The organism is Shewanella sp. SM95, assembly GCF_025653595.1.
GTDB classification, from domain to species: Bacteria; Pseudomonadota; Gammaproteobacteria; order Enterobacterales; family Shewanellaceae; genus Shewanella; species Shewanella oncorhynchi.
The window spans coordinates 105,026-131,079 of the sequence record NZ_JAKKSE010000014.1; the positions used below are offsets into that span (position 1 = coordinate 105,026).

The 26,054-nt window shown below is 43.6% G+C and carries 20 protein-coding genes and 1 pseudogene; 10 read left to right on the top strand and 11 right to left on the bottom strand.

From position 1 onward, the window contains the following. The first annotated feature begins 18 nt into the window (after positions 1 to 18). Positions 19 to 1,956, top strand: coding sequence for an alpha/beta hydrolase family protein (locus L5M29_RS15410; protein WP_263168581.1), 1,938 nt, complete (start codon positions 19 to 21; stop codon positions 1,954 to 1,956). An 83-nt stretch (positions 1,957 to 2,039) separates the two neighbouring features. Here the strand turns inward: L5M29_RS15410 and nfuA are convergent, their stop codons facing one another. From nfuA to L5M29_RS15445, 7 genes are all read right to left on the bottom strand, one after another. Further along, positions 2,040 to 2,618 carry a Fe-S biogenesis protein NfuA gene (nfuA, locus tag L5M29_RS15415; protein ID WP_006079591.1) on the bottom strand — a complete coding sequence of 193 codons (579 nt, stop codon included), beginning with the start codon at positions 2,616 to 2,618 and terminating at the stop codon, positions 2,040 to 2,042. Positions 2,619 to 2,857: 239 nt separating this feature from the next. Beyond that, on the bottom strand, positions 2,858 to 4,606 hold the full coding sequence (gene urdA, locus L5M29_RS15420) for a urocanate reductase (RefSeq protein WP_263168583.1): 1,749 nt from the start codon (positions 4,604 to 4,606) through the stop codon (positions 2,858 to 2,860). A gap of 92 nt (positions 4,607 to 4,698) precedes the next feature. Then, a complete protein-coding gene (locus tag L5M29_RS15425; protein WP_212599498.1) occupies positions 4,699 to 5,463 on the bottom strand; it encodes an outer membrane protein OmpK in 765 nt (254 codons plus the stop codon). 174 nt (positions 5,464 to 5,637) lie between these two features. Continuing rightward, complete coding sequence (locus L5M29_RS15430; RefSeq protein WP_263168585.1) at positions 5,638 to 6,882, bottom strand: sensor histidine kinase; 1,245 nt, start codon at positions 6,880 to 6,882, stop codon at positions 5,638 to 5,640. After that, a complete protein-coding gene (locus L5M29_RS15435; protein ID WP_131524844.1) occupies positions 6,869 to 7,546 on the bottom strand; it encodes a response regulator transcription factor in 678 nt (225 codons plus the stop codon). Before L5M29_RS15435 ends, L5M29_RS15430 begins: the two co-directional genes overlap by 14 nt. Positions 7,547 to 7,548: 2 nt before the next feature. Further along, positions 7,549 to 8,295 (bottom strand): helix-turn-helix transcriptional regulator, encoded by a 747-nt coding sequence (locus L5M29_RS15440; RefSeq protein ID WP_263168589.1) that lies wholly within the window; start codon positions 8,293 to 8,295, stop codon positions 7,549 to 7,551. Between the two features lie 178 nt (positions 8,296 to 8,473). Next, positions 8,474 to 9,256: a ComF family protein gene (locus tag L5M29_RS15445; RefSeq protein WP_263168591.1), complete on the bottom strand. Its 783-nt coding sequence runs from the start codon at positions 9,254 to 9,256 to the stop codon at positions 8,474 to 8,476. 32 nt (positions 9,257 to 9,288) lie between these two features. Between L5M29_RS15445 and bioH the strand changes: the two genes are divergently transcribed. Next, positions 9,289 to 10,083, top strand: a complete 795-nt coding sequence (gene bioH, locus L5M29_RS15450; RefSeq protein ID WP_263168594.1) for a pimeloyl-ACP methyl ester esterase BioH — start codon at positions 9,289 to 9,291, stop codon at positions 10,081 to 10,083. 61 nt (positions 10,084 to 10,144) lie between these two features. After that, positions 10,145 to 10,702: a hypothetical protein gene (locus L5M29_RS15455; protein ID WP_173248241.1), complete on the top strand. Its 558-nt coding sequence runs from the start codon at positions 10,145 to 10,147 to the stop codon at positions 10,700 to 10,702. Positions 10,703 to 10,801: 99 nt separating this feature from the next. Here L5M29_RS15455 and L5M29_RS15460 read toward each other — a convergent pair whose 3' ends face one another. The 4 genes and pseudogenes from L5M29_RS15460 to L5M29_RS15475 all read right to left on the bottom strand — a co-directional run bounded on the left by L5M29_RS15460 (position 10,802) and on the right by L5M29_RS15475 (position 17,053). Then, on the bottom strand, positions 10,802 to 12,766 hold the full coding sequence (locus L5M29_RS15460) for an LTA synthase family protein (protein ID WP_263168597.1): 1,965 nt from the start codon (positions 12,764 to 12,766) through the stop codon (positions 10,802 to 10,804). Between the two features lie 219 nt (positions 12,767 to 12,985). Further along, the gene (locus tag L5M29_RS15465; RefSeq protein WP_263168600.1) at positions 12,986 to 15,349 is read right to left on the bottom strand and encodes a Tex family protein; all 2,364 of its coding nucleotides are present in this window, start codon (positions 15,347 to 15,349) and stop codon (positions 12,986 to 12,988) included. 162 nt (positions 15,350 to 15,511) lie between these two features. After that, positions 15,512 to 15,874: pseudogene (locus tag L5M29_RS15470) on the bottom strand (GreA/GreB family elongation factor); the annotation flags it as partial. Positions 15,875 to 16,276: 402 nt separating this feature from the next. Beyond that, positions 16,277 to 17,053 (bottom strand): helix-turn-helix transcriptional regulator, encoded by a 777-nt coding sequence (locus tag L5M29_RS15475; protein ID WP_263168601.1) that lies wholly within the window; start codon positions 17,051 to 17,053, stop codon positions 16,277 to 16,279. Positions 17,054 to 17,182: 129 nt separating this feature from the next. On the opposite strand from L5M29_RS15475, the gene L5M29_RS15480 reads away from it, so the two are divergent. The 7 genes from L5M29_RS15480 (at position 17,183) to L5M29_RS15510 (ending at position 26,053) form a co-directional block, all read left to right on the top strand. Then, the gene (locus L5M29_RS15480; RefSeq protein WP_263168604.1) at positions 17,183 to 17,455 is read left to right on the top strand and encodes a transcriptional regulator; all 273 of its coding nucleotides are present in this window, start codon (positions 17,183 to 17,185) and stop codon (positions 17,453 to 17,455) included. Then, the gene (locus L5M29_RS15485) at positions 17,446 to 17,820 is read left to right on the top strand and encodes a DNA-binding protein (RefSeq protein ID WP_263168607.1); all 375 of its coding nucleotides are present in this window, start codon (positions 17,446 to 17,448) and stop codon (positions 17,818 to 17,820) included. The genes L5M29_RS15480 and L5M29_RS15485 overlap by 10 nt, the downstream gene beginning before the upstream one ends. After that, the gene (gene gmtY, locus L5M29_RS15490; RefSeq protein WP_263168609.1) at positions 17,798 to 19,213 is read left to right on the top strand and encodes a gamma-mobile-trio recombinase GmtY; all 1,416 of its coding nucleotides are present in this window, start codon (positions 17,798 to 17,800) and stop codon (positions 19,211 to 19,213) included. Before L5M29_RS15485 ends, gmtY begins: the two co-directional genes overlap by 23 nt. Next, positions 19,210 to 24,042 carry a VPA1269 family protein gene (locus L5M29_RS15495; RefSeq protein WP_263168612.1) on the top strand — a complete coding sequence of 1,611 codons (4,833 nt, stop codon included), beginning with the start codon at positions 19,210 to 19,212 and terminating at the stop codon, positions 24,040 to 24,042. The genes gmtY and L5M29_RS15495 overlap by 4 nt, the downstream gene beginning before the upstream one ends. A gap of 1 nt (position 24,043) precedes the next feature. Continuing rightward, positions 24,044 to 24,667, top strand: a complete 624-nt coding sequence (gene gmtX / locus L5M29_RS15500; protein WP_263168615.1) for a gamma-mobile-trio protein GmtX — start codon at positions 24,044 to 24,046, stop codon at positions 24,665 to 24,667. Between the two features lie 21 nt (positions 24,668 to 24,688). Continuing rightward, on the top strand, positions 24,689 to 25,183 hold the full coding sequence (greB, locus tag L5M29_RS15505; RefSeq protein ID WP_263168617.1) for a transcription elongation factor GreB: 495 nt from the start codon (positions 24,689 to 24,691) through the stop codon (positions 25,181 to 25,183). A 666-nt stretch (positions 25,184 to 25,849) separates the two neighbouring features. Beyond that, positions 25,850 to 26,053, top strand: a complete 204-nt coding sequence (locus L5M29_RS15510; protein ID WP_263168621.1) for a hypothetical protein — start codon at positions 25,850 to 25,852, stop codon at positions 26,051 to 26,053. The last annotated feature ends 1 nt before the right edge of the window (position 26,054 follow it).

A 26,054-nucleotide genomic window follows, 5' to 3' on the forward strand; every position in this document is an offset into this window, starting at 1 on the left:
CAAAGATGTGAATCGATAATGAAAAGGATTTTACCGCTGCTATTCCTGTGGCTATGTAACTATACGGTTGCCAACACTGCGCCACAATTACCCGTTGAAGCCTTTGCAAGCATCCCAGATGTTAGCTCTGTGCAGCTCTCGCCTAATGGCAAAAAAATCGCTTCTGTTGTACGGGTCGATCAAGCCAAACTCAAAGGTACTGTCGTTAGTATCCAAGATATAGAAACAGGCGAAAAAAGCATTCCGCTGCACACGGATAACCAAAAATTTGTCATCCTGTCTCTGCAGTGGGCAAACGATAATATCTTACTGATCAGTGCTAAGTTTCCGGCTAACCGTTACGGTACACCTACAACCGAAACCCGCCTTGTTAAGTATGATTTGACCACGAAAAAGACCTCGAGTGTCCTTCCGCGCAGCGTCTTAGACCGTCTTAATTGGATCCCGCAACATCAGGGGCAAATTATCGATCTTATGCCAGATGATCCCGATAATATTTTACTGTCATTAGACGGAATGGGCGAAAACGTAGGCGAAGATAGTGTACTTAAAGTCAATTTAGCGCAGGGGAAATCCAGTTACACCCAAAATGCTAAAAAGAAGATTATAAGTTGGATTACCGACAGGCAGCACAAAGTCCGAATTTCTATCTACAACGATGATACTGAGTACCGCATTTATGAACAGGCCGAGCAAAAGAGTGATTCACGCTTACTTTGGACCTTTAAAGCTTTTTCTGAGGACACTGTTTGGCCATTAGGTTTTGATGCAGACCCTAATATCCTCTACGTTCGCGCCTATCACCAAGGCTTCGAAGCCATTTTTAAAGTGAACCTGACCGACCCTAATCTTACAAAAGAGTTGGTTTACGCCAATGAAGTAACTGACGTCGAAGGGGATTTACTCTACTCGCAATTAAAGAAAAAAGTCATTGGTATCAGTGAAGGCGACGGCGAGGAATACACCTTCTGGGAAACAGAATATGTCGGACTACAAAATGGTCTTAAGGCTGTATTACCCGATGCTCACAACTATATTACTCAATTCAGTGCAGATGAACGCCGCTACATAGTGTATTCCACCAGCTCGACCGAGCCTGGCACTTATTATTTCGGCGATAGGGACGAAAAAACGTTATATCCCATCGCGAACAGATACGGCAAGCTCAATAGTGAGCTACTCGCCAACACCCAACATCTAACTTACGAAGCAAGGGATAAGCTCAAAATCGATGCTTACCTAACAGTACCAAAGGGACTCGAAGCTAAACAGCTACCGACGATTATTTTCCCCCATGGCGGCCCGATCAGTTATGACAGTAACGACTTTGACTACTGGGCACAGTTTTTCGCTAATCGTGGTTATGCGGTATTTCGAATGAATTTCAGGGGGTCGGCAGGTTACGGCTATGAGTTTATGAAGGCTGGCCTAAAAAGCTGGGGACTCGAAATGCAAAACGATGTTGAAGATGGGACTCGTTACCTAATAGCGCAAGGGATTAGCGATCCCAAACGCATTTGTATTGCCGGTGCGAGTTATGGTGGTTACGCGGCCTTAATGGGGGCTGCTATGACTCCCGATCTTTACCGTTGCGCCATCAGTGTGGCTGGTGTGACCGATGTGGCCTACCTAGTAAAATCAAGCCGCAGACATACCAACTATGAAGTGGTTAAAGAGCAAATAGGAGATGATCTCGATGCCCTCTATGAGCGCTCACCTATCAGTAAAGCAGATAAAATTAACATCCCAGTATTACTGCTACATGGCGATAAGGACAGAGTCGTTAAGGTTCAACATAGCCGAGAAATGTATGACGAGCTCAAATCACTAAATAAACCAGTGGAGTATATTGAGTTGGAAAATGGTGATCATTACCTGAGCAATAACGACAACAGACTCGCGACGTTTAAAGCCTTAGATAAGTTCTTAGCTGATAATCTCAACCCTAAGTTATAACTTAACAACTGCACTTAAAGCGAAAGCCAAATATAAAAAACGCGACTCAAGGTCGCGTTTTTCATTCAGCTTAACAAACAAGATTAAGCGTAAGAATGTTCACCATGTTGGTGATCTGTCACGTCACGTACGCCAGTCAACTCACCTGGGAACATGTCTAACAATTGTTTTTCGATACCATCCTTTAGGGTGATATCAACTTGAGAACAACCGTTACAACCACCGCCGAACTGCAGTACAGCCACGCCTTCTTTGGTAATTTCAACCAGCATGATATTACCACCATGGCCAGCTAACTGAGGGTTGATTTCAGATTGGATCACGTATTCGATACGCTCGACTAAAGGTGCATCACCTGACACTTTACGCATTTTTGCGTTAGGTGCTTTCAGCGTGAGTTGTGAACCTAATTGGTCAGTCACAAAATCGATAGTCGCATCTTCAAGGAAAGGTGCACTCTTCTCATCGACCATAGCATTGAAACCAGTGAACTCGATTTCAATATCATCACTTTCCACTGCATCCGGTGGACAATAAGACACACCACACTCGGCTTGCGAGGTACCAGGACTGATCACAAATACGCGAATATGAGTGCCTTCAGGTTGATCTGCTAACAACTTAACAAAATGGGCTTGAGCCGCATCGGAAATGGTAATCATGAAAACCTGCTCCGTCAGGGGATACCTGAGTGTTTTAGTAAGAATTAGCCGTATGATACTCCGACTCACCTTCGCTTTGTAGTCCTTTGGATAGCAAGTTTATGGATTTTTGCCATAGCGATCACGATTTATTCATCATAAACAAGCTTTAAACGAATGTGTTGTACGCGAGTGAACAGCATCATTTACAAACAAAAGCGACCCAATTGGGTCGCTTTAAGCCAGACATAAAATACAAACTATTTAGCCGCTTCTTGTCCCGCGATACGACCAAAGACAATGATATCAGTGTAAGCATTACCACCGAGTCGATTGGTTCCATGGGTTAAACCAGTCACTTCACCCGCAGCAAACAAGCCCGGAATCACTTTTCCTTGTTCATCAAGTACACGAGTACGTGTATCAACCGCTAGTCCACCCATTGTATGGTGTACAGAAGGTGTCGCCTTTAAAATCCAATAAGGTCCTTTACTTAAATCAACCAATCCTGAGCGATGATTAAAGGCTTCATCCTTTCCTGTTGCGGCATAACGATTAACGTCTTTAATCGTTGATAACAACTTGTCTTCAGGAATATTAAAGACTTTAGCGGCTTCTTCTAGGGTGTCGACCTTATACATTAGCCCGTCTTTTGTGAATTCCTTCAGTTCACCTTGATGCATTTCAACAGTATGGGCAACATCTTCAATAGCTTGGTTCCAGAGCACATAAGTATAACGGCCTGGTTGGGCTAGAATGGCCTGTGAAATCACATCTCGGCGTTCCAATTCCTCAACAAAGCGCTCACCATTCTGGTTGATTAACACCGCACCAAAGAAGCGAGAGTCTGCAATCAAGGCAATCGCGCCCGAGGTTGGGCTACAAATAGGATATGACTGGATATATCCCATATTTTTAGCTACTGCATGTATTTTTTCTGCCATCACAATACCGTCACCAGTACCACCTGAATGACCAGTGCTGCCATAACGTTCATCTAACTCTGGGTTATATTTTTTACGCATTTCCATGTTAGACGAGAAGCCACCCGTGGCAATCACAACACCGCGTTTTGCATAGTAGGTTACCGTTTTGCCATTATGAATCGCTTCTACACCCACAATTCGGCCCGTTTGATCTTGAATTAACTTTTCAGCCTTAGTATTGGTATGAATTGGTAAGCCTACTTCTTCAGCTTTAATAGAAAACTTGCTGATCACCTCTGCTCCGGTATGACCTTTAGGGATTAGCGCTCGTTTCACGCTGTGTCCACCAAACTGAAATAATTGATCTGGGTAAAATTCTACTTTGACGTAATCCCTTAACCACTCAGCAGCATCAACCGCATTATCGACCATGGTCTTAACCATTTCAGGGTCACCTTTGAAATCGCCGCCTTTTAGCGTGTCGCTAATAAACAGCTCTTTGCTATCGGTCACTCCCATATTTTTTTGCACCCAACTACCAGCAACATTCATCTCAGCGCCAGAGATCAATGAGTTACCACCAATAATTGGCATTTTTTCAATAATAACGGCGGAGCGGCCTGCGGCCATAGCCTCTAAACCAGCACTAAAACCTGCACCACCCGAGCCAATAATCACCACATCATAGGTATATTCTGCTGGTGTTAATGCTTCATTTTTTTTAGCTGAAGCGACAGCAACTAACGTAACACCTGCGGCTTCAATACTTTTACCCACGGCTTCTTTAAGCGCTTTAGACGTTACGGTTGCGCCTGCAATACCGTCAACCTCAATAGAGTTATTATCAATAATCGCCTGTTTAACATCTTTAAATACGGCACCAGCAAGGACTTTATTTTCCTTTTGCTTTAGTACATCAATCGCCACAATGTGTCCGTCTTTGAATGTGGTTTCGACCTGCACTTCGCCATGCTTGCCTTGAGCGGTTCCCTGGCTTTTTACTATTTGATGGGTAACTTGGCAGCCGACAATAATTGCTGTTGCCGTGGCAGCAATACCAATAATGGATTTTTTATAATGCATTACAATTCCCTTATTATTTTTAATGAAAACTAGAACAGCACCAAATTAAATGAGATTCTACTTATCAAAAATTCAACCTATTTGATAAACCGTTAAAACTGATAACCAACAGATATACCGTATTCAATCCCATCATTATATTGCGAACCCCAGCTATCATAATGGGTGATATATAACTTTGAAAATATTGAATCTGTGAGGCTTGTTTGTAATGTTGTAATTATCTGATGGCCATAGCTGTCATATGAAAATAATGCTTGATGCGCTTCATCCCTATCAATTTGTGCTTCATAATTCAAACTTAAACTATGTTTTAACCCTAGCAACTCAAATGGGTACTTTGCATTTAAAACCACGGCATAACCTGACAGATCATTAAACTTCTCTGATGTGGGGGAAAAGCTACCAATGGTATAATTTAAACCGACACCATAGTTTAGTGATAAATTTTGAATTTTTGCATTATGGGTAATACCTAAGTAAAGATTATCTTCAACTAGCGTTTCACTCGCAGAGATAAAGTTCTGAGTCCAGAAGTTGAACTGCGACTCTCCCAGCTTATTTTCAAGTATCAATAATGACTTAATGGTAGTTTTACCATCAAGGTTCTTCTGATTTTCCGCGATTTCAGCAGGGTTTTCGAGCTTAAGATTAGCAAAGTAAGTACCCCAATCAGCAATACCTAAATGATTCAACTTTACAAAAGGTTGATTAAAAACACCCGGGTTATCATTTTTTGCGTCACTGGTATAAAACTTATAACCTAAATCCACGCTCGTTTTATTCACATCAGCATATACTGAACCACTAAAAATAATTGCACTGACTAAAATAGATGCCACACTTTTTTTACACATAGAGCCCCTCTCAACCATGTATTCTAGGAAGTATTTTAAAATACTTATCGACCAGTAAACTTTATATAATAAAGTTACTACGAATAGCATGATGACTATGTGATCTAAGCCCAACGGCGCTTTTGCATTTTAAAAGTGTGTGGTTTAATGCAGTAAATCTATAGTTCTCATTCTTTAGTTATTAGATATTACCAGCCTAGCAGTAAATAAATTATTTGCAGATGAGCTATTAAAAGTCCAATCCAGTTGATTCGCGAGACGTTTCACCAGTAAAAGCCCTAAACCAAATCCATGGCGGCCCTTACTATTGTAGGAATTGGTTATTGCTATACAACAAGCATCTTGAGTAATGCTAATATCCATCCCACCATGCTCAATACTATTCCTTAATAAATTGCTTAAGATTATTTTTAGCGGATGAAGCTGGACGGGCAAGCAAGTATCGTCACACAATAATTGAATTTTTTGCTCATAACCATGTACCCGTTGCTGCTCCTCGATAATACTGGCAAGTAAAGGCGATAATGCTACGTTTTCCTTTTCTAGGTTTGAACACTCTTTATTAGTTAACCATAGAAGGGTTTCAATGAGTGACTTCATTTGATTGGTCGCTTGGGAAGCATACAGAGTTGCCCCCGTAAGCTCACCTTGTTGTAATGCGAGGATTTCAAATGAAGATTGGCATATGGCGACTGGCGTACGTAACTCATGACTAGCAAAACGTAAAAAATTGAGTTCTCGCTGCTGAGCCTCCTGAAGTTGTAAAATCGAGTTATCTAAAGCATCAACAATAGCTTTTAATTCAGCATATTCTTGTTCTGGTAAACTCAGTTTTCCTCCTCCTTCCCAATCATGTTGTTTAATCGCATGACTAATTTGATGAACAGGCGTAATCACTTTACTTTGCATATAAAACGCTAAGCTTGCACTGGCACAAAAGGTTATCAAGACAAGCAGCAAGATCGCCGTCATATTTTTAGGGGCAAATTGCAAATCATGGGTAACACTAAACTGCAGCCAAACGTATAGCGGCTGGCCAGTTTGGGTGTAGTACACACTTAACGCGTTAACAATGGGACCTTCTGCATGCTCATAGTGAATTGTGCTCGCATCAGTTAAGACTTCATTGTTACTTAACTCACGAATTTGCAGCGGAATATCTCGCCAATGAGGATAGACAGTTAAGTTATCGGTTTTTAGAAGTGGTTGATGAAGTAATGATTGCTGAGTTGGCTCCGCCAGCTTCAGTAATGCTTCGGCCGCTTGCCCTGCATTGTGCATTGTGACTTCATGCATAGAAATCATACCTGCACACATCATGCAAAGCGGGATAAAACTATTTACACCTAAGGTTATTAATAGAAAAATAACTCCCCACACTTGATAACTACGCTTGAGGCTAAGTTTAGGCGCTTGCATTGATATCATCTCTAAGGCTTAAACCGACGCCACGAATCGTATGTAATATTTGCCGTTCAAAGGGGCGATCGATCACTCGGCGCAAAAGATGAATATGGCTGCGCAAGCTGTCACTATCAGGTGCGCTGTCGGGCCAAAGCATTCGCTCAATCTCTTCTCTACTCACCGTTTCTGGACTACGCCTAGCTAATAAAGCCAGGATCTGCCATCCGGTTTTAGACAAAGCCAGCAGTTGCCCTTGCCGATACACCATGTGGTTTGCAAAATCGATTTCTAGGTCGCCAATAGTCAACCTTTGGGGCGCGGGACGACGCTGAGCAACCACCTTCAATCGCGCGACCAGTTCCTCCATTGCAAATGGTTTTACTAAATAATCGTCCGCGCCCACAGCAAACCCACTCAAGCGATCATTCAGACTACTACGTGCAGTTAACATGATTACTGGTGAAGTAATGCACTGTGCTTTCCAGCGTTCACACGCTTCAATCCCATCACCATCCGGCAAATTTAGATCGAGAATAATAGCGTCGAACTGCTGCTGACTAATGAGCATATCCGCTTGTGCCAGGTTGAAAGCGTAATCACACTCTATACCACTCAATTCAAGATATTGAATGATGTTGTTAGAAAGAAGTCGATTATCTTCAACCAGTAATATCAACATTTTTAAATCAACTCATATTGATGGGCTAAATGGATTAAATTTGCTCTATTTGTAGCCCCAAATTTCTTACGCATGGATTCCATATGATATTCAACTCCTCTGACACTTATCGGGAGCTGAGTTGAAATTTCGTCGTTTTGAAGACCGTTTGCGACCATAAGTAGGATATCTCTCGCATTATCTTTAAGCAGAGAGCTTTGTAGAAATGGATTGAACAATTGCTTATTACATTCAAAAAGCTTGTTTTGGGCTTCCTTTAAAGTGTCTGCCAATCCCTCTAACACCACCTCCGAAGCACTAAGATGGCTAAGTAGTATAAACCGGCCTACCCAATGACGATTAGAGTGGCATGAGATGGGCCAGCTCAAAACACTTTGAATATTATGCTTACTAAACAGTAGGCTGGTCTTATCATTTTTTTCACTCGTGAATCTATACATATAAGATTTTGAAGTATCCAATGAAAAACCAAAATTGAAATCATGGGAGGCTATCTGATTTAAATAAAAACGCTGTAATTCAGCCATAACAGGGGAAGAAGCTATGCTGGCGATAGGTTTTCTTAGTGCCGTAGGAGAGAACAGATTGGTATCTTTTGGAAAGTGATAATTTTCATAGGCACAATGTGGAACTCCTTGAAACCAGAAACCACAAAAACCATGTAGCTTTAAAGAGTAGTTTATCGCCTGAATAACGTCCTTCAGCGTTGATGCCATATCTGCATTTGATCGCGCCAGTTTAGCGTCCATAAATACCCTCCAAACGAAATAATATAGGAAGGTATCTCAATACAAAAAATAAACAAAACCCATCAATACAGATACTTACACCTTGTCGCAAAAGTAAAACTTATTCATTTTTACGCAGTATTTTTGACATAATTTTGACATACACAAAGATATAATGGAGCAATGCTTTTAACCGTTTTTAAATGTCATCCAACAAGCCTGGCGCCTCAGCCCTTGCCAAACACCATACTTGAACATGCACATAACGCGCTTCGAATAAGCGAGCAATTTCAGAGACTGTAGTGCCAGTGGTCACCACATCATCCACCAATGCAACACGCTGGAACGCAAAATCATCCGCTAACATAAAGGCATCATGTAAGTTGCGTCGTCGCTGTGCACCCGAAAGCCCCGCCTGCGGTCGAGTGTCTTGTTGGCGCGTTAACCCTTCGCTCACTAACGGCAGTTGCAAGAGCTGTGATAACTCATGGGCAATTAACCACGCCTGATTAAATCCCCGTTGTTGCAAACGTTTTGGATGCAATGGAACTGGCACTATCGCTTGAGGCAGCGAGATTAATCCTTGCTGTTCTAATACCTTAAGTCGTGCCACTAAGGCGCGACACAGCACGGGCAAAGCGGCAAGTTGACCTTGATATTTAATCGCACCAACCCAAGCCCCCAAACCTTGATGATAACTACAAGGTGCAATGACTTTACGTGGCTGGCGCTTTTGGCATTCACCGCAATAATCGACTTCTATTTGCATCGACTTACCGCAACCTAAGCAAATAGGCCCATGATATAAGCCAGATTGAAGACAAACGGCGCAAATGCCAGTCTCGGGAAGTAATATAGATTGGTGGCACAGCAGGCAACGGTTAGGTAAACTGCCCGCCAACCACCTTGTACCGAGTTGATAGCCTAAACGCATTATCCGCAAAGCAGATTGCGGCCAAATCCTTTTGACAAAGTGCGGCATACATTCACCTAATCCATTTTTGAGGCACTCAAGTGAGCCAAGTGACATCCACAAACCAAGCAAATTTGCATATTGAAATCAGCGGCCAAGGGCCAGATCTGGTGATGCTTCACGGTTGGGGAGTGAATAGCGCTGTGTTTACGCCATTACATGAGTCACTGTCTCAGTATAGGGTGCACTATGTAGACTTGCCGGGCTTTGGCCATAGCCAAATGGTTGAAGGTGGCCTATCAACCTGGGTCGATACCTTAGTCGCTGCATTGCCTGAACACGCCATTTGGGCCGGCTGGTCACTCGGTGGGCTCGTTGCGACTCAGGCAGCGTTAAGTTATCCACAAAAAATCAAAGGCTTGATTACTATTGCCTCATCCCCTTGCTTTATGGCAAGGGAAGACGAAGCATGGCCGGGCATTCCGCCACAAGTCCTTCATCAATTTAGAGAACAACTCGGCCAAAATTTACCTAAAACTATAGAGAGATTTCTGGCGATTCAAGCCATGGGTAGCGAAACCGCCAAGGAAGACATCAAACAACTGCGCGATCTTGTCCTAGCACGTCCTTTACCCAATACCAGAGCCTTAACTCAAGGCCTAAATATGCTGACCGACGTCGACTTAAGGCAGCAACTGATAGAGTTGCAACAACCTTGGCTAAGGATCTGGGGCCGACTCGACGGGCTAGTGCCCAAACGCGTACCACCTAAAATGCCCATCACAGCTCAAAGTGAGGATGTGATGCTCGCCAAAGCCTCTCACGCGCCCTTTATTTCCCATCAGCAGGAGTTTTTGCAGGTATTTATGCCTTGGTTAACGTTACAGACACGTTAACGCTTTATCTTTGAGCGATTAATGACTAGTATTTAACCATTAATGTGCCAAGGAATTTTCCATGTTAGTTGTCAGTAACTACCCCCAAGTCCCGCTAGCGACCAGTAATGTCGCGACGGACTCGGCTCGGGTCGACAACCAACTGAAACCTGTAGTCATCCCACCACAAGCGGCAACTAAAGGTCACGAAGAACGCGCCTTTAATCCACAGAATGAACGCACTGCGGATCAAGCTCAGCAACAGGCGAAAACGCTCGAGCATAATCAGCAACAAGTTCAAGAAAAACAGCAGCAACAGCAATCCTCACAGCAACAGAACCAACAACAGCAAGAGAAAAAAGCGCCCCTTGTAGTGGCCGAGCGTGTTTTACCTAAAACGCTAAAAATTGCAGCAAGAGGCCAAGCGGCACTGCAACGTAAGGATATACGCTTAAAGGTCAGTCAAGGTGCGGCAAATTATGCCAGCAGTAACGCCAAAGCGAATACCAGCAGTACGGCAAGGCAATCGCTTCAAGGCGAATCGAGTCAATTTTATCAACAACTTGGGCAACGCATTAGTCAGTTCTATCAACAACAGACTCAGCCAGAGCAAGAATCTATTATGTCGACGTGGATTTAACCTATTCCAATCGTATGAATCCGTTTGCGCACAAAATTAACCTGAATGATAAACAAAAATGCCGCTAAAAATAGCGGCATTTTCCATTCTGTTTAACGCTTATTTAGGCAAACGATACAGCTCTTGCTGGTAGGCCAAACTGCCCCACAATGCCCAACTTAAGGCTTTCTTCTCTAGCACGGCAGCAGCGGGTGGATAAGGCGTTAACTGCTCGTTTTTTTCATTATATTCGAAACCCTGTGCCTCTTTCTCTGGTTGCAGAATGACCACATCTTTACCTTCCATCAGGGCAAAGTTTTTATCGTATTGCATCAGAGCACGCCCTGGCCAATCATCGCTGACCTGAGTTAAGTCACGGCCCAGCATAGGGTAAGAGTCTGATATTCCAATCAAGGATAACAAAGTCGGCGGTAAATCAATCTGGCTCACAATACGATGATCGCGTTTTGGCGCAACATTATCCCCAAGAATTAATCCCGGAATACGGAAACGCGATACTGGCACCAGATCCGCACCACCCACTCGACTGTCATGGTCGGCAACCACGATAAAAATCGTATCTTTCCAATAGTCCGCGTTTTTCGCCAATTTGAAAAACTCACCAATCGCATAGTCGGCATATTTCGCCGCATTATTGCGAGTTTGCTTAGGTTGTTCATAAAGTTCGATACGATCATCTGGGAATTCAAATGGATCATGGTTACTCGAACTAAACACCAAACTAAAGAAAGGCTTACCTTCGCTATGCAGACGCTCAAACTCACTGTTGGCCTTGCGCATTAAATCTTCGTCTGACGCGCCCCACGAGCCCACGAAGGCCGGAGATTTGTAATCTTTCTGATCTATGATGTCACTAAAGCCGTTGCCCAAGAAGAAGCTACGCATATTGTCGAAATGGCTCTCACCACCATAAATAAACTGCGTTGTATAACCATGATTTTTAAGTAATTCAGCAATACTGAAAAAGCCAACTTGGCTCTTACCTAGCTTCACCACAGCGCGAGCTGGCGTTGGCGTAAAACCTGTTGTCACGGCTTCGATTCCGCGTACAGATCGTGTACCAGTAGCGTACAAGTTATCGAAATACCAACCTTCTTTAGACAAGGCATCGATATTCGGTGTCAGGGGTAACCCACCTAAACTGCCGACAAATCGTGCGCCTAAGCTCTCTTGCAGTAGGATCACTAAGTTCTTTGGTTTACCAGTATAACTGGCTTGGTTAAAGCTCAGTGATGGGATATCCGTTGAAGTAAAGGCACTTTCAAGGCGACCACTTTCCTGCCGAATCGTTGCAATAACCTCCGCGTTATCTAGCTTGCCATACACTTTAGAAGCATCTTCTTCACTATCCATCTGCTTGATGGCAAACACCAAGGAATAAGCAGAGTTAATCACTAAAGAGTTCACTAATGGATCGTCAGCAAAGGCCACCAGAGCGGGGTTAAGCGGACGATGACCCAAGGTTGAACGGGCACCTAATATCGTAATTGCGATAACGAGTAACGCTAATACTGGACGCCAATACCAGCGTGGAAAGCGCAGGTTTCCCGTCAGTTTACCGCTGAGAACCCAACCGCCCCAGAGTGTACCTATGGTTAATAATATTGAGAAAATAAGCTCAAGCTTACGACCCGCCCACAGCATAGAAAGCACTTCTTTCGGGTAGATCAGATATTCCACATACAAACGATTCGGACGAAAACCGTATTCTTCAATAAAGGCGGGGGTCGATGCTTCTAAAAACAGCATGATCCACAGACCGACGGTTAACCACACCCGTAAAATCGGCTGCCATAGACGGCCAATAAAATGATCACCTGAAAATAATGCAGTCCCTAAGGCGGCAATACCCCATAACCAGCACAGGGTAGCGATATCGACGCGTAAACCTTGGATTAATAGATGCGACCAACCATCCACAGCGGCCACGCGATCGGCTTGCCACAGCCCTAAAGCGATACGGCTCGCGGTGGCAATGAAAAGCACTAATAGCGAGAAAATAAAGATAGCGCGAAAAGGCCCATGGGCATTGTTTCGCCCGCGAGGTGATAAACCAGATTGCATGTGTTACCCCAAAACGTATAAAAAGAGCCACTCTGCTTTGGAGTGTCAATTTGAAAAAATCGGTGAATAAGCTGTGCTATGACAACCGATTTTGCTTAACGTTGCATTAAATGCCGACTTTATATTCCCTAAGACGACATTTATGCAACAATTTTGTGAGTAACAGGTTAAAAAGTCGACTCGGACATGACGTATGCCCGAGTATTTACATTACAACGTCTACTTTTTCAGCTTAGCGAAGGCATCGGCAAAGGCATTGCCCATGGCCGCGTTTGCTGGCGCTTTAGGTGCTTGCTTTTGCGCAGGACGCGCAGCCGGTTTCGCTGACTGCGGTGTTTTACCGTGATTAGTTCTGGCAGGATTGTGCGGTCTTTGCTGCGGCTTGCTTTGGTCGATAGCTTCATCCAAACGCATGCTCAAACCGATGCGGCGGCGCTCAACGTCAACTTCCATCACTTTGACTTTCACCACATCTCCCGCTTTCACCACAGTGTGCGGGTCGCTGATGAACTTGTCGGTTAGAGAAGAGATATGCACAAGCCCATCTTGATGTACGCCAATATCAACGAAGGCACCAAAATTAGTCACGTTGGTCACTACGCCTTCGAGTACCATTTCTGGTTTCAGATGTTTAAGTTCTTCAACACCATCTTTAAACTTAGCAGTTTTGAACTCACCGCGGGGATCGCGTCCTGGCTTATCCAGTTCGGCTAAAATATCCGTCACCGTCGGCAGGCCAAATTCCGCCGTAATAAACTCTTCAGCCTTGATGCTGCGCAGCAAATCTGAGTTACCCATCAGGCTCGCCAACTCTACTTGCTTAGTCTTAGCGATAGTTTCCACTAGCGAATAAGCCTCTGGATGCACAGACGAGGCATCGAGTGGATTGTCCCCTTCTCGAATACGCAAAAAGCCCGCTGCTTGCTCGTAGGCTTTAGGCCCTAAACGCGGCACTTTCAGCAGCTCTTTACGATTCTTAAACTGACCATTGGCATCGCGATAATCGACCACGTTTTTCGCTAACGTCTTATTTAAACCTGCCACTTGTGACAATAACGGCACAGAGGCCATGTTGAGATCTACACCCACGCCGTTTACACAATCTTCCACCACGGCTTCCAGCGAACCCGATAATTGGCTTTGACTCACATCGTGTTGATATTGACCGACACCGATAGACTTAGGCTCAATCTTCACCAACTCGGCTAATGGATCTTGCAAGCGGCGGGCGATAGACACAGCGCCACGAATCGACACATCAAGATCAGGAAACTCCAACGCCGCCAATTCCGATGCAGAATACACAGACGCACCCGCCTCACTGACCATCACTTTGGTCAAATGTGGATGGGTATCTTTCACTTCGGCAATCAGCTCAGCAGCCAGTTTGTCAGTTTCCCGTGATGCAGTGCCGTTACCAATCGCAATCAGCTCAACCTTATGCATTTTGACTAAGTTAGCCAAAGTACGGATCGACTTTTCCCACAGATTTTGCGGTGCGTGTGGGAAAATAGTCGCATGGCACAACAACTTACCCGTGTTATCGACCACAGCGACTTTAACACCGGTACGTAAACCAGGATCGAGTCCCATGGTGGCTTTCGCGCCCGCAGGAGCAGCCATCAATAAATCACCTAGATTACGGGCGAAAACTTTAATCGCTTCGGCTTCAGCGCGTTCGCGCATTTGCGAAATAAACTCAGTTTCCATCTGCAGGGCGATCTTAATACGCCATGTCGCCGTCACCACGGTTTTCAACCATTGATCAACGCTGCTATCGCCTAATTTCAGCCCTAAATGATCACAGATAATCACTTCGCAGTAACTACCTTGGCCCGCTTCAGCTGCTGGGTCGGCATTCATAGATAAGGTTAAGAAACCTTCATTACGCCCACGCAGCATAGCCAGTGCACGGTGTGATGGGATCTTAGCTAACTGTTCTGTATGCTCAAAATAATCGCGGAACTTCGCGCCGTCTTTCTCTTTGCCAGCAATTAAACGGCTTTCTAACACACTGTTTTGGCTTAAATGCTCACGCACTTTACGCAGTAATTCAGCGTCTTCGGCGTAGCGCTCCATCAGAATATAACGCGCGCCCTCGAGCACAGCTTTAACATCGGCAAAACCCGCTTCGCTATTGATATAGCCTGCCGCTGTAGTCTCGACATCTAGGCTACGATCAGCCAGTAATGCCTCGGCTAATGGCTCAAGCCCAGCCTCGATAGCGATTTGGCCCTTAGTGCGACGCTTAGGTTTGAAGGGCAGGTATAAATCTTCGAGACGTGTCTTACTGTCTGCCTCGTCAATCGCCCATTGTAATTCTGGCGTTAACTTACCCTGAGCTTGGATGCTAGACAGGATCACTTGGCGTCTGTCGTTCAGCTCACGCAGGTAACCTAAACGCGTGTACAAGGTACGCAGTTGTGTATCGTCTAAACCGCCCGTTGCTTCTTTACGGTAGCGGGCAACGAAGGGAACTGTCGCACCATCGTCAAGCAGAGTGATGGTTGCGGCAACTTGTTGCTCACGAACATTCAGTTCTTGAGCGATAATCTGAGCGATGTTATGTGCATTAGTTTGCATAAATAAAGTGTCGTGCCTAACTGTAAAGTAAGTCGTTATTGCGCCAAAGATACCACAGGCGCCCCGTATGTTTCATGCTAAAGCCTAGGTCAAATCAGAGAGTTTGATCTTTCCCGCAATCCCGTGACTACCGCCGCTATTTTAACAGCGGCAACTCTGTGGTTAATTCGCCTCGCTGGCGAGAGTAGTTTCAAAAGGGGTATAACGGATCTGATTGATATACCACTCTTTTGGACCCGAGGGCGTTTGCACTAGCACCTCATCATCCACTTGCTTGCCGATTAAGGCACGCGCCATGGGCGAGTCGATGGTGATATAGCCTAATTTTGTATCGAGCTCATCTTTACCGACGATCCGATAACGCACGCGATCACCGGCTTCATTTTCAAGCTCAAACCAAGCGCCAAAGAATATTTTGCCTTCCTGCTGCGGCGAGTAATCGACGATTTTTAATTCTTCTAACCGCTTAACTAAGTATCTGACTCGGCCATCAATTTGTCTCAACAAACGCTTGTTGTAGGTGTATTAGTACCACTCCAATAAGCATACTAAAAATATGTGAGTTATCAATTTAATGCTCTAGATCCAATGTTTTCTAGTTAATGAAGATACATTAGTACCACTAACTATATAACTTATACTAATAGACTCTGGGAAGTAAGTTATGCCTTTATATGTATAGGGTCTAGTTAAATGAACACTGGGTAACGTTAGGCATCAGAGTGAATTTATGTGGATTAGATAGGATCGTAATGTTGATGAGAACTAGATATGGCGCTGGGCTCAAGGTTTTTAAAACTTGGCCCCTTACTTATTTGAAGCATTACATAATCTGAGCATGTTTGAGCACTCCTTTTAACACGTGCTGATTTAACCTAGTAGATTGAGCGCTGAGCGAATGTGGTGAAAGTCAGTTAAACATTTAAACTAATCGCCGATATCTTTGCCAATCGAAACCACTTGACCAATAACTTTGATTTGGTCCTGTTTTTCCTTGTCGATATCTATCTTATCATAGATCTGATTATCACTAATCAGTCGCCAAGTGCTGAGCGTACTCTGAAAACGTTTCACGAGCAGTTCATCACCTTGTCTAAAAGCATAAATGTGTCCATCCATCGGCTTATTGCGGCCAACATGAATAATCAACGTATCATTATTGTTTATCGTTGGCTTCATGCTGTCGCCGCTGGCGAATATTAGCACTAAATCATTATGATTAAATTCACGTTCTTTCAACCAGTTAATACTTACAGGTTTGAATTTTGCGGCGTTCTTACGCTCAAGGTTTGGATAGATAAATGAACCATTCTCTATCTGCATCATATAGAGCGGGATCAGCTTAAAATCATTCAAAAAGTCAGGTTCAACGTATTGGATGGAATATCCACCTATTTCATCTTCAACGCCTTCAAACTCATTATTTAGCAATATTCTCTGCACGTCAGCTGGAAACAAACTAATGTGGTACTCTGTTGCTTTAGTGCCCCTTCTCTTTCGAGCCAGATGAGTTTTACCTTCTGCCAACTCCTTTAAATGATCCCTTGTCCATCTTGCCGATGTAGGAAAACTCCCACAACCGGACAATTCGGATGCCGTAAACCATGAAATCCGTTGCTCTTTACTATCAACGGATGTTCGATCTGCTTGTGCATTTTCAACATCCATTCCTTCTATCTTATTGTTTGAATTCTTGTAATTCATATTTAAACCCATAGTTTCAAGTTATACAAACGGATGCGACATCAAATAAACCATCCGTTACATTGACCAAACCATCCGTTTGATCAATTATTGAGTTACAAAGCGGAGCAACAAAGCGGAGTTACTAGGGTGAATAACAGAATAGTCTCTCAAATAAATGAACCTGATGGAAGTGATTGGCATCGTGCCGACATTATCGCCGCTTTAAAAAAACGCGGTTTGTCCGTTCGTCAGCTATCAAGGGACGCAGGTTTAAGCGAAAACACTCTAGCAAACGCACTGCGTTCACCTTGGCCTAAAGGCGAGGAGATTATCGCCACGGCCATAGGTATGACACCAGAACATGTTTGGCCTAGCCGTTATCGCTCAGTGCGCGCAGCGAGTGTCTTCGTATGTGGCTAATAGCAAGTAAATTAGCAGGCGTTGTTGGCTTGCCTAGTTCAGATAGAAATATTCGTGAGCAATTAAAAAAACTTGCCACTGAGAATCCAGAACTTGCCCGAAAAAGACAAGGGACTAAAGGAACCGAATACCATATCAGCCTATTACCGACTACAACCAAAACTGGCGATCAAGTGCTTGTCTTACCTAAAAAGAAAAGCCTGCAGTCCTATTGCCGTGAAGAACTTTGGTCGCGTTGGAATAAAACCAATCATGCCGCCCAGACTAAAGTACAATTTGCGTTACGCACAGTGCAAGCTGTGTTCGCACTTCAGCGTAATGACATCAAATTGATGGATGCGTATGACGTACGACATCTCTCTTAGCACGCTGCGCCGTCACTGCACCATGGTTAAAGGGATTGATGAAGCCGATTGGGCACCAGCCTTATTGCCGAAACACTTTGAAGCCTCACAGCCTTATGTTCTAAAGCGGTATGTACTGTACAAAGCTCATCAAGCGACTTCAACAACTAACTTACCGGCTCTCTTTACTGAAAAAGGAGCCTTGATCTCACATTTAAGATTTCTCTATACCAAGCGTCATAAATCTCAATCTTGGGTTGAACGCAATGTCTTTGCAGTAGAGCTGCTACTTAAATTTATAAATGCCCATATTAATACTTCGATATCAGCCACAGAGTTGCTTCGTTCTTTTGTCGATACTCTATACATCGGCTCAATAGATAATTCAAACTACGACCACTCTGGTTTGTACTGGCAATCAAGGAAGGTTGAAGATGTTAACGTACTACTTAGCCACATTAACTTCTATTGTGACTATCTAGACCAACAGCATGGCCATGAGTTACCTAATCTGAACCCATTAAGAAAAGCGACAAAAGCAGAGGAGAAAATGCGCTGGTGCGCTTACTATAAACGTCAGTCAAACTGTTTCTTAAACCACCTTAGTAACCCATCAAAACATCAGTTTACTATGGTCCGCAACATTAAGGGCCCTATAAATCATCTAGTGTCGATTGAATCAGTAAATCGTTTCCCAGAAGAGCATTTCGAACGTTTTTTACAATATGGTTTTCTCAACAATCGAAACAATGAGATGAATTTCGGAAGTCTGCTAATTGGAATGTTGATGCACTATGGGGGGCTTAGACTATCTGAGTGTTTCCACATTTATACCAGTGACATTGCTCTTGATAGTAAAGATGGGTCTGCAATAGTTTCGGTTTTTCATCCTAGTGATGGAGCAAGTCCGGAGCAAGGGTTCTCAAATCGCAGAGAGTATCTAAACGCTCGCTTTCGCCTGAAACCGCGTAATGAATACAAACGGTCCCACAGACTTTTCTCTGGATGGAAAGGGGCCCTATTAACAAACCGCAACTTGTCATTCGATGTTATGTTTTTCCCTAGTAGTAAGGCGATCGAATTCTGCTGGTTATTGCAGCAATACCTATCAGTAAGAATTAATGGCGAACATCCATATTTGTTCACAAATTCATATGGGGAACCAGAATCAAAAAAAAACTTTATTCAAAAGCACCAGCGAGCAGTGGAACGGATTGGACTTGTAACAGGGAAACATCTCGGAACTAGCCCCCACTCTCACAGACACTCGTATGGTTATAGGCTCGCGACCTCGGGGTTTAACCAGTTAGAAATTCAAAAAGCGATGCACCATAAGAGCCCAGAAAGTTGTTTGGTCTATATAAAACCTCAAGATTTTGAAATTAGAGAAAAAATTAGGGAGTTAGGCCTATGAAAAAATGTTTTTATGCTTCTCTAACCGAAGCCCAGCAAGCTGCCCAAGCCCTCGGTATCACCACAAGCGTAGAATACGTAAAGCGTTACCGAGAAGATCCGCGTTTGCCAAGCGCTCCGAGTGCAAACTATGCTGCCGAGTGGCAGTCTTGGACTCAGTTTTTCGGCAAAAAAGAGAAAGTTTTCTACACCTCCTACGACGAAGCCCAGCAGGCCGCCCAAGCTCTCGGCATAGCCACTCTGACGGAATACCAACAGCGTTACAATGAAGACCTGCGCTTGCCAAGCTCTCCTTACGCAACATATTCCGCAGACTGGCAATCCTGGCCCACATTTTTAGGCACAGACAAAAAATTCTATGCGGCCCTCATCGAAGCCCAGCAGGCAGCTCAAGCCCTCGGTATAGCCTCACGGCCAGAATACCAACAGCGATACCGTGAAGACCCGCGTTTACCCCGCAAACCTTACGCAACCTATGCCGCCGACTGGGAATCCTGGCCCAAATTTTTAGGCACAGACAATAAATTCTATGCGACCCTCGCCGAAGCCCAGCTGGCCGCCGAAGCCCTCGGCATCACTTCATCGGCAGAATACCAACAGCGATACAGTCAAGACCTGCGCCTGCCCAGAGTACCGAATGTGGCCTATGCAGCTGAATGGCAGTCCTGGACTCAGTTTTTCGGCAAAGAAGAGAAAGTTTTCTACGCCTCCTACGCCGAAGCCCAGCAGGCCGCCAAAGCCCTCGGCATCACTTCATCGACAGAATACCAACAGCGATACTGTGAAGACCCGTATTTGCCCAGCACCCCTCGTGTATTCTATTCCACCTACTGGCAGTCTTGGACTCAGTTTCTCGGCAAAGAAGAGAAAGTTTTCTATACCTCCTACGCCGAAGCCCAGCAGGCTGCCCAAGCTCTCGGCATAGCCACTCTGACAGAATACCAACAGCGATACAATGAAGACCAGCGCTTGCCAAGCTCTCCTTACGCAACATATTCCGCAGACTGGCAATCCTGGCCCACATTTTTAGGCACAGACAATAAATTCTATACTACACTCACCGAAGCACAGCAGGCCGCCCAAGCGCTCGGCATCACTTCATCGGGAGAATACCTAAAGCGTTACCGTGAAGACCCGCGCTTGTCCAGCTTCCCTCCTGCATTCTACTCCGCCGACTGGCAATCATGGATTCAGTTTTTCGACAAAGAAGAGAAAGTTTTCTACGCCTCCTACGCCGAAGCCCTGCAGGCTGCCCAAACCCTCGGCATCACTTCATCGACAGAATACCAACAGCGATACTGTGAAGACCCGCGTTTGCCCAGCTGCCCTCCTGTATTCTATTCCGCCGACTGGCAATCCTGGCCCACATTTTTAGGCAAACAAAATAAATTCTATTCCTCCCTCGCAGAAGCTCAACTGGCTGCCAAAGCCCTCAGTATCACCACTCAGGCAGATTACCAACAGCGTTACCGTGATGACCAACGCTTGCCCAGCAAACCGAGTGCGACCTATTCCGCAGACTGGCAATCCTGGCCCACATTTTTATGCAAAGAAAATAAATTCTATGCCTCCCTCGCCGAAGCCCAACTGGCAGCCAAAGCCATCGGCATCACGACTCAGGCAGATTACCAACAGCGTTACCGTGATGACCCGCGCCTGCCCAGCAGCCCGAATGCGACCTATTCTACCGACTGGCAAACCTGGCCCACATTTTTAGGCACAGAAAACAAATTCTATGCCTCCCTCGCCGAAGCCCAACTGGCTGCCCAAACCCTCGGCATCACCTCTCAGCCAGAATACCAACAGCGTTACCGTGAGGACCCGCGCCTGCCCAGCACACCGAATACGAACTATTCCGCCGACTGGCAATCCTGGCCCACATTTTTAGGTAAAGAAGAAAAAATATTCTATGTCTCCCTCACCGAAGCCCAGCAGGCCGCCCAAAACCTCGGCATCACTTCAGCGGGAGAATACCAACAAAGTTACCGTGAAGACCCGCGCTTGCCCAGCGCCCCTCCTGTATTCTATCCCGACGACTGGCAATCATGGTCTGAATTTTTACTGCCAAAGCAAATTAAAACACTTAATGAATTAAAGAACGCATGCAAAGTTTTAGGAATTAAGAATGCACTACAGTATCGTCACGTACAGAAAAACTATACGCAAATGCCCTCGAAACCTGATAAGAAATTTACAGATTGGATAGATTGGTATGATTTATTAGATATTGCAAAACCATATGAACTTCATGAGCTTAAAAAAATTGTTCAACTCAATCTATGTACATCTCTAGCTGATTATAAAAACTTACGCAGCAAACTGAACGACCCCAAAATGCCAGTATCTCCAATTGAGTATTATGAAGGTGACGGCTGGACCAACACCTTTGATTTCTTTGGAGTAAAGAGACCTTATCAAGTCCGATATTTTGAGCCTGAATGGAAACCATGGGGTGATTTGATTACTGAGTTTTTGAAAACTGCAAAAGGAGGGGACACTAAAGTCAAAGACCTTTGTGAATTTGTCCGAGAATACATTGAACCCAATATGTTTGAAACCTCTCCACTTGACTACCTCACTCACGGCAAAACCAATATTCAACCCATGCTTGAATTATTTGAATCAGTACCTATCACTCGTAAGAAAAAATGGCTCTTTTCAATCAATGAATTTTTAGACTGGATCATTGTAAAATTCTTAACAATTGAGGATTACGATACAGGTGAAGTATCTTGCATAAAGGGAGCAAAAAACCCATTTTATAACATCAATTTTGATGGGGAACAAATACCGATTGCACTTAATGAAACCAACAAATTAGCATTACCTTATCAATTTGTAAAAAGCGCTCGAGAATGGATTCTGCCTCCAAACTCAATGCTCAAACAAACTAGTTACTCGGAACTCCACCATCTTCATAAGTTTCCAGCCGACTGGATTGCAATCGATGATTCATTCGTAATAGATCCTTCAGACCCAGACTGTGTAACTAAAGTAGAAGGCAACAAAAAGTTCCTTTGGTTACCAATATATTGGACCTACACCTATGCATTAATGCAATTACCTGCAAGAGGAAGACAAATTGTCTATTGCGACTCAGGTGAAGCTGATTCAGAGGTGCCCGAAATTCAAAACAATAGCATTATATGGCAAAAAAATCGAAACAGGCTTGCGGGCCTAACTAAACGACAAAGCATGGTGAGCAAAACAAAAGATAATGACTTTGGCGTTTATTACACATCAAATAAAACCAACTTTAATGGTGAAGGTTATGCCATCCCATTTATGCCTCAAGAGTTGGCTTATTGGCTCATCAAGTTAAGAAAATGGCAAGAGAAATACAACCCAATTGATGCTCCCACCAAATGGTTTTATTGCACACGAACTAACTTAAACGAGATACAAAGAAAACACAAAGGCATTAACTGCTTTCTTTTTAGAGATTATCAAGAAAATGAACCAGGAACATTTAATGGCCGCTTAGCCTCAAGACTTGCAGCTGCACTTTTCTTTACATCTGAAGATCAATTAGTCTCAGCAACTTATGCCGAACAAAACTTTAAGGAGTGTCACCATAAACTTGCGCAGCAACAGGGTATAGCTCTTACCAACTTTAAGTCCGCTTACACACCACATTCTATGCGCGTCAGCCTAATTAATGCTTACGCTTATGAATTCGGCATGCCACTAGAAGTAATTATGAAGCTAGTTGGGCATTCGTCGATTGTCATGTGTATTTATTATATGAAAAGTGGCAAAACAGGCGCAAATATTCGAGAGCGAATAGAACTTGGAGAGAAACAAGCATTAAGCCAAGGCGCGGAAACTTTAAGAAGTTTCATTGAATCACAACGAGTTGAACAGTGTAAAAGCCAGTTGGTAGCAAATAATCCAGAATTTCTGCAAACCATAGATAATATTCGGCCAGCCTCCAGCTATCTGTTTAAGGACTTTGGCATGTGCCCTGTTGGTGGTGCATATTGTAGCGAAGGTGGAGTACCGGTTGCAGTAAAAGCGAATATCTACCACCCAGTCAATTCGGGTTATCTAGGAGAACAAAATTGTATTCAATGCAGGTTTTTTGTCACAGGACCCGCTTTTATGATGGGACTGACGGCACTTTTTAATGAAATTTGTTTAGCCGTTAACACTCAATCACATCGCTATGCAAAGTTAGAAAGTGAGCTAAATCAAGCAGTCACCCAAATTCATGTACTCTCGCATGAGATCTACCAACAAAAAATCCAAAACGAGCACTTGGTTAAGCTCGAACAAGAAAAACTGCAGCTCCAAGCCATAAGACGGAAACTAAACTCCGAAATAGAGACTAGAGCGAAGAAAATGGATTTATACATGTCTGATATGAACTCCATCCATAAGCACCTGATTAGTTGCAAAAAGATACTCAATCAAGAAAAACTATTCGACTGTTCAAAATTGCATTTACTCGTACCACACGAATTTGAAGTAAGTTTTGAACTGAATGATGTCAGTGGTTTTCAGCAACTATCAGAAGTATGTGAAAATGCTGAACTGTATCATAGTTGTAGCGACGAATTAGCGGTTACAAGACGCAGCCAAGCACTCGATAAAATGCTGATCCAAAATGGATTAAATCCGCAGTTTGTGTTCCTTAGTGAGGAGCTGCAACTTGTGGTCGGTAATCAAATGACTCAATTAATGCTCACAAGACTACAAAGCTGGGAAAAGATCGATAAACTTATTAATGGCAGTTTAGTGTTAAACGACTTCACAGAGGCGGAAAGATTCTCTAGTCGCGATATAAAAGAGCTGTTTGCGAGCTCAACCCCTCTAAAGTTGGTAAATTAAGATGTTAGAAATATCTCCTCAAATAGTACTGGAACAACTAAAAAAGCAAGTCTCGAACAAAATTCAAGCCTCACTCGAGGCTATCTATCTCATTTGCGAGGAGCAACAGCAGCGTGGACTGAATGAATTTAGCTATGCGACAATCGCTCGCCTTGGTAAAGGTCGCGGAGTACCTGCAGCACAAAGCATTCGCAATAAAACTGGCGAACCTTATCGTAGCTTGATTGCTAGCTTTGCCAACTTAACTCCGAAGTCGAATAAACCAGTCGCAAAAACAAACAAAGGGCAAAGTTACGCTTGGATTGATGAGCTGAAGGATCCGATTGTAAGACTGCAAGCAAACATACTCTATTCCCAAAAGCTTACAGCAGAAAGATTAGTAAATGAAATTGTCCCAATTAATCAAGTTATCGAGGTTTTTGATGGTGCAGCAACTGCATCAGTACAGGCCAAGCTGACTGACTTGGAAAGAGAAGCTTTTGAATACCTTATTTCTACAGAGTTTATGCGACGGCAACAATTGGAGTTCGGCCCAAATGGCAGTATATTGTCGTTCAATAGCAAAGACTCTGTTTTCCCTGTAGCAACAATTGATGCCATTAAAAAGGCATTACAGTATTTGTAATCAAGGGATGGGTGCAACAACTTGAAAACTAACTTAATAACCCGTGAAGGTTTTGAAAAGCTCAATACAGAACTTAACTACCTTTGGCGTGAGTACAGACCTGAGATCACTAAAAAAGTGACTTGGGCAGCGAGTCTTGGTGATCGCTCAGAAAACGCTGACTACAAAGAAAATAAGAGGTTACTTAGACAAATCGACTCTCGTGTCAGATTCCTAAGAAAGCGAATTGAAGCCGTTAAAATTGTTGAGTATTCCCCTCAACAAGATGGAAAAATATTTTTTGGTGCTTGGGTTCAAATCGAAAATGACGCTGGTGATATGAAAAGCTTCCGTATAGTTGGTCCTGACGAGATCTATGGAAGAAATGACTATATTTCGATAGATGCCCCAATGGCTCGCGCTTTGCTGAAAAAAGAAGTAGATGACGAAGTTGTGGTCAGTACACCATTAGGTGAACATACCTGGTATGTAAATTCTATTTCCTACCAAAACCCTCAAATAGAGAATGATCAATAGCAAAATCTGTTTAAAAAAAGCTTCACATGAAAACCGGTGGGGGGAGGATGTAAAAAAATCATGACTATTTTTCACATCCCAGAATTCCGATACAAGACTAGTCGCAACTAAATTGTACAGTAACCTTACCGGTCATTGTAAAGCTAGATCAACGACACTGACCTAAATTTAGTCGATCTTAAAGCTAGGCATTATTAATATATTTGTACTTCTTCTAGGGCTTTTTGAGCTAGATTTAGGAAAGAAATATAAAGGCTTTGCTCCACTTAGTACATGTTTCTCCCAAGCCAATTGCCTTCTCTTTTTTTCCTTTGCTAACTTGTCATACTCTTCACTCATACCGCTACCTACTTAAAAGCTAATATTGTTAAGTTAAATAGTGAACCCGACCACTTTGTTTATAAAACATACAATAAACATATTTTGATTTATGTACAAGCAGTCAGAAAAAATAGGAGCTTCACCCCCTTGAGCTTTCTATGAGACTTACATATTAGGCTTTCAATTAGCAGTGTTAAAGCAGCTAATGCTAAGGGCACATTTAATTGCATTTTTATTAAAAGGGATCATCCCAACCTCAAAATATAGATGACTTAACACTAGTTTAGGCGGAAGATACGAGTTTTATGAAATAATGAGTTGATGGATGAAAACAGAGGATCTGATATGCAAGAAATTGATTTTAACGGTTCAAGTGCTACTCGGATTGGGATGAGAACTTCATTGAAAATCTTGGAAAAATGGGGCTGCAATCAGGATCAAGTTCAGGCTTTACTCACACCTCCCAAAAACTATAACGACCTTGATTTTAAACAAGTGAGTTTCAATCAAGAACAAATTGAAAGAATTAGCTATACCGGTGATCAATGAA

Bases quoted from the DNA above. Each gene is read 5' to 3' on its own strand.
- L5M29_RS15460 (WP_263168597.1), bottom strand. From the start codon at position 12,766: ATGCAATCTGGTTTATCACCTCGCGGGCGAAACAATGCCCATGGGCCT.
- L5M29_RS15465 (WP_263168600.1), bottom strand. From the start codon at position 15,349: ATGCAAACTAATGCACATAACATCGCTCAGATTATCGCTCAAGAACTG.
- L5M29_RS15440 (WP_263168589.1), bottom strand. From the start codon at position 8,295: ATGGACGCTAAACTGGCGCGATCAAATGCAGATATGGCATCAACGCTG.
- L5M29_RS15410 (WP_263168581.1), top strand. From the start codon at position 19: ATGAAAAGGATTTTACCGCTGCTATTCCTGTGGCTATGTAACTATACG.
- gmtY (WP_263168609.1), top strand. From the start codon at position 17,798: ATGACGTACGACATCTCTCTTAGCACGCTGCGCCGTCACTGCACCATG.
- gmtX (WP_263168615.1), top strand. From the start codon at position 24,044: ATGTTAGAAATATCTCCTCAAATAGTACTGGAACAACTAAAAAAGCAA.
- L5M29_RS15495 (WP_263168612.1), top strand. From the start codon at position 19,210: ATGAAAAAATGTTTTTATGCTTCTCTAACCGAAGCCCAGCAAGCTGCC.
- L5M29_RS15425 (WP_212599498.1), bottom strand. From the start codon at position 5,463: ATGTGTAAAAAAAGTGTGGCATCTATTTTAGTCAGTGCAATTATTTTT.
- nfuA (WP_006079591.1), bottom strand. From the start codon at position 2,618: ATGATTACCATTTCCGATGCGGCTCAAGCCCATTTTGTTAAGTTGTTA.
- L5M29_RS15445 (WP_263168591.1), bottom strand. From the start codon at position 9,256: ATGCCGCACTTTGTCAAAAGGATTTGGCCGCAATCTGCTTTGCGGATA.
- L5M29_RS15455 (WP_173248241.1), top strand. From the start codon at position 10,145: ATGTTAGTTGTCAGTAACTACCCCCAAGTCCCGCTAGCGACCAGTAAT.
- L5M29_RS15430 (WP_263168585.1), bottom strand. From the start codon at position 6,882: ATGCAAGCGCCTAAACTTAGCCTCAAGCGTAGTTATCAAGTGTGGGGA.
- L5M29_RS15485 (WP_263168607.1), top strand. From the start codon at position 17,446: ATGTGGCTAATAGCAAGTAAATTAGCAGGCGTTGTTGGCTTGCCTAGT.
- L5M29_RS15510 (WP_263168621.1), top strand. From the start codon at position 25,850: ATGCAAGAAATTGATTTTAACGGTTCAAGTGCTACTCGGATTGGGATG.
- L5M29_RS15435 (WP_131524844.1), bottom strand. From the start codon at position 7,546: ATGTTGATATTACTGGTTGAAGATAATCGACTTCTTTCTAACAACATC.
- L5M29_RS15475 (WP_263168601.1), bottom strand. From the start codon at position 17,053: ATGAATTACAAGAATTCAAACAATAAGATAGAAGGAATGGATGTTGAA.
- urdA (WP_263168583.1), bottom strand. From the start codon at position 4,606: ATGCATTATAAAAAATCCATTATTGGTATTGCTGCCACGGCAACAGCA.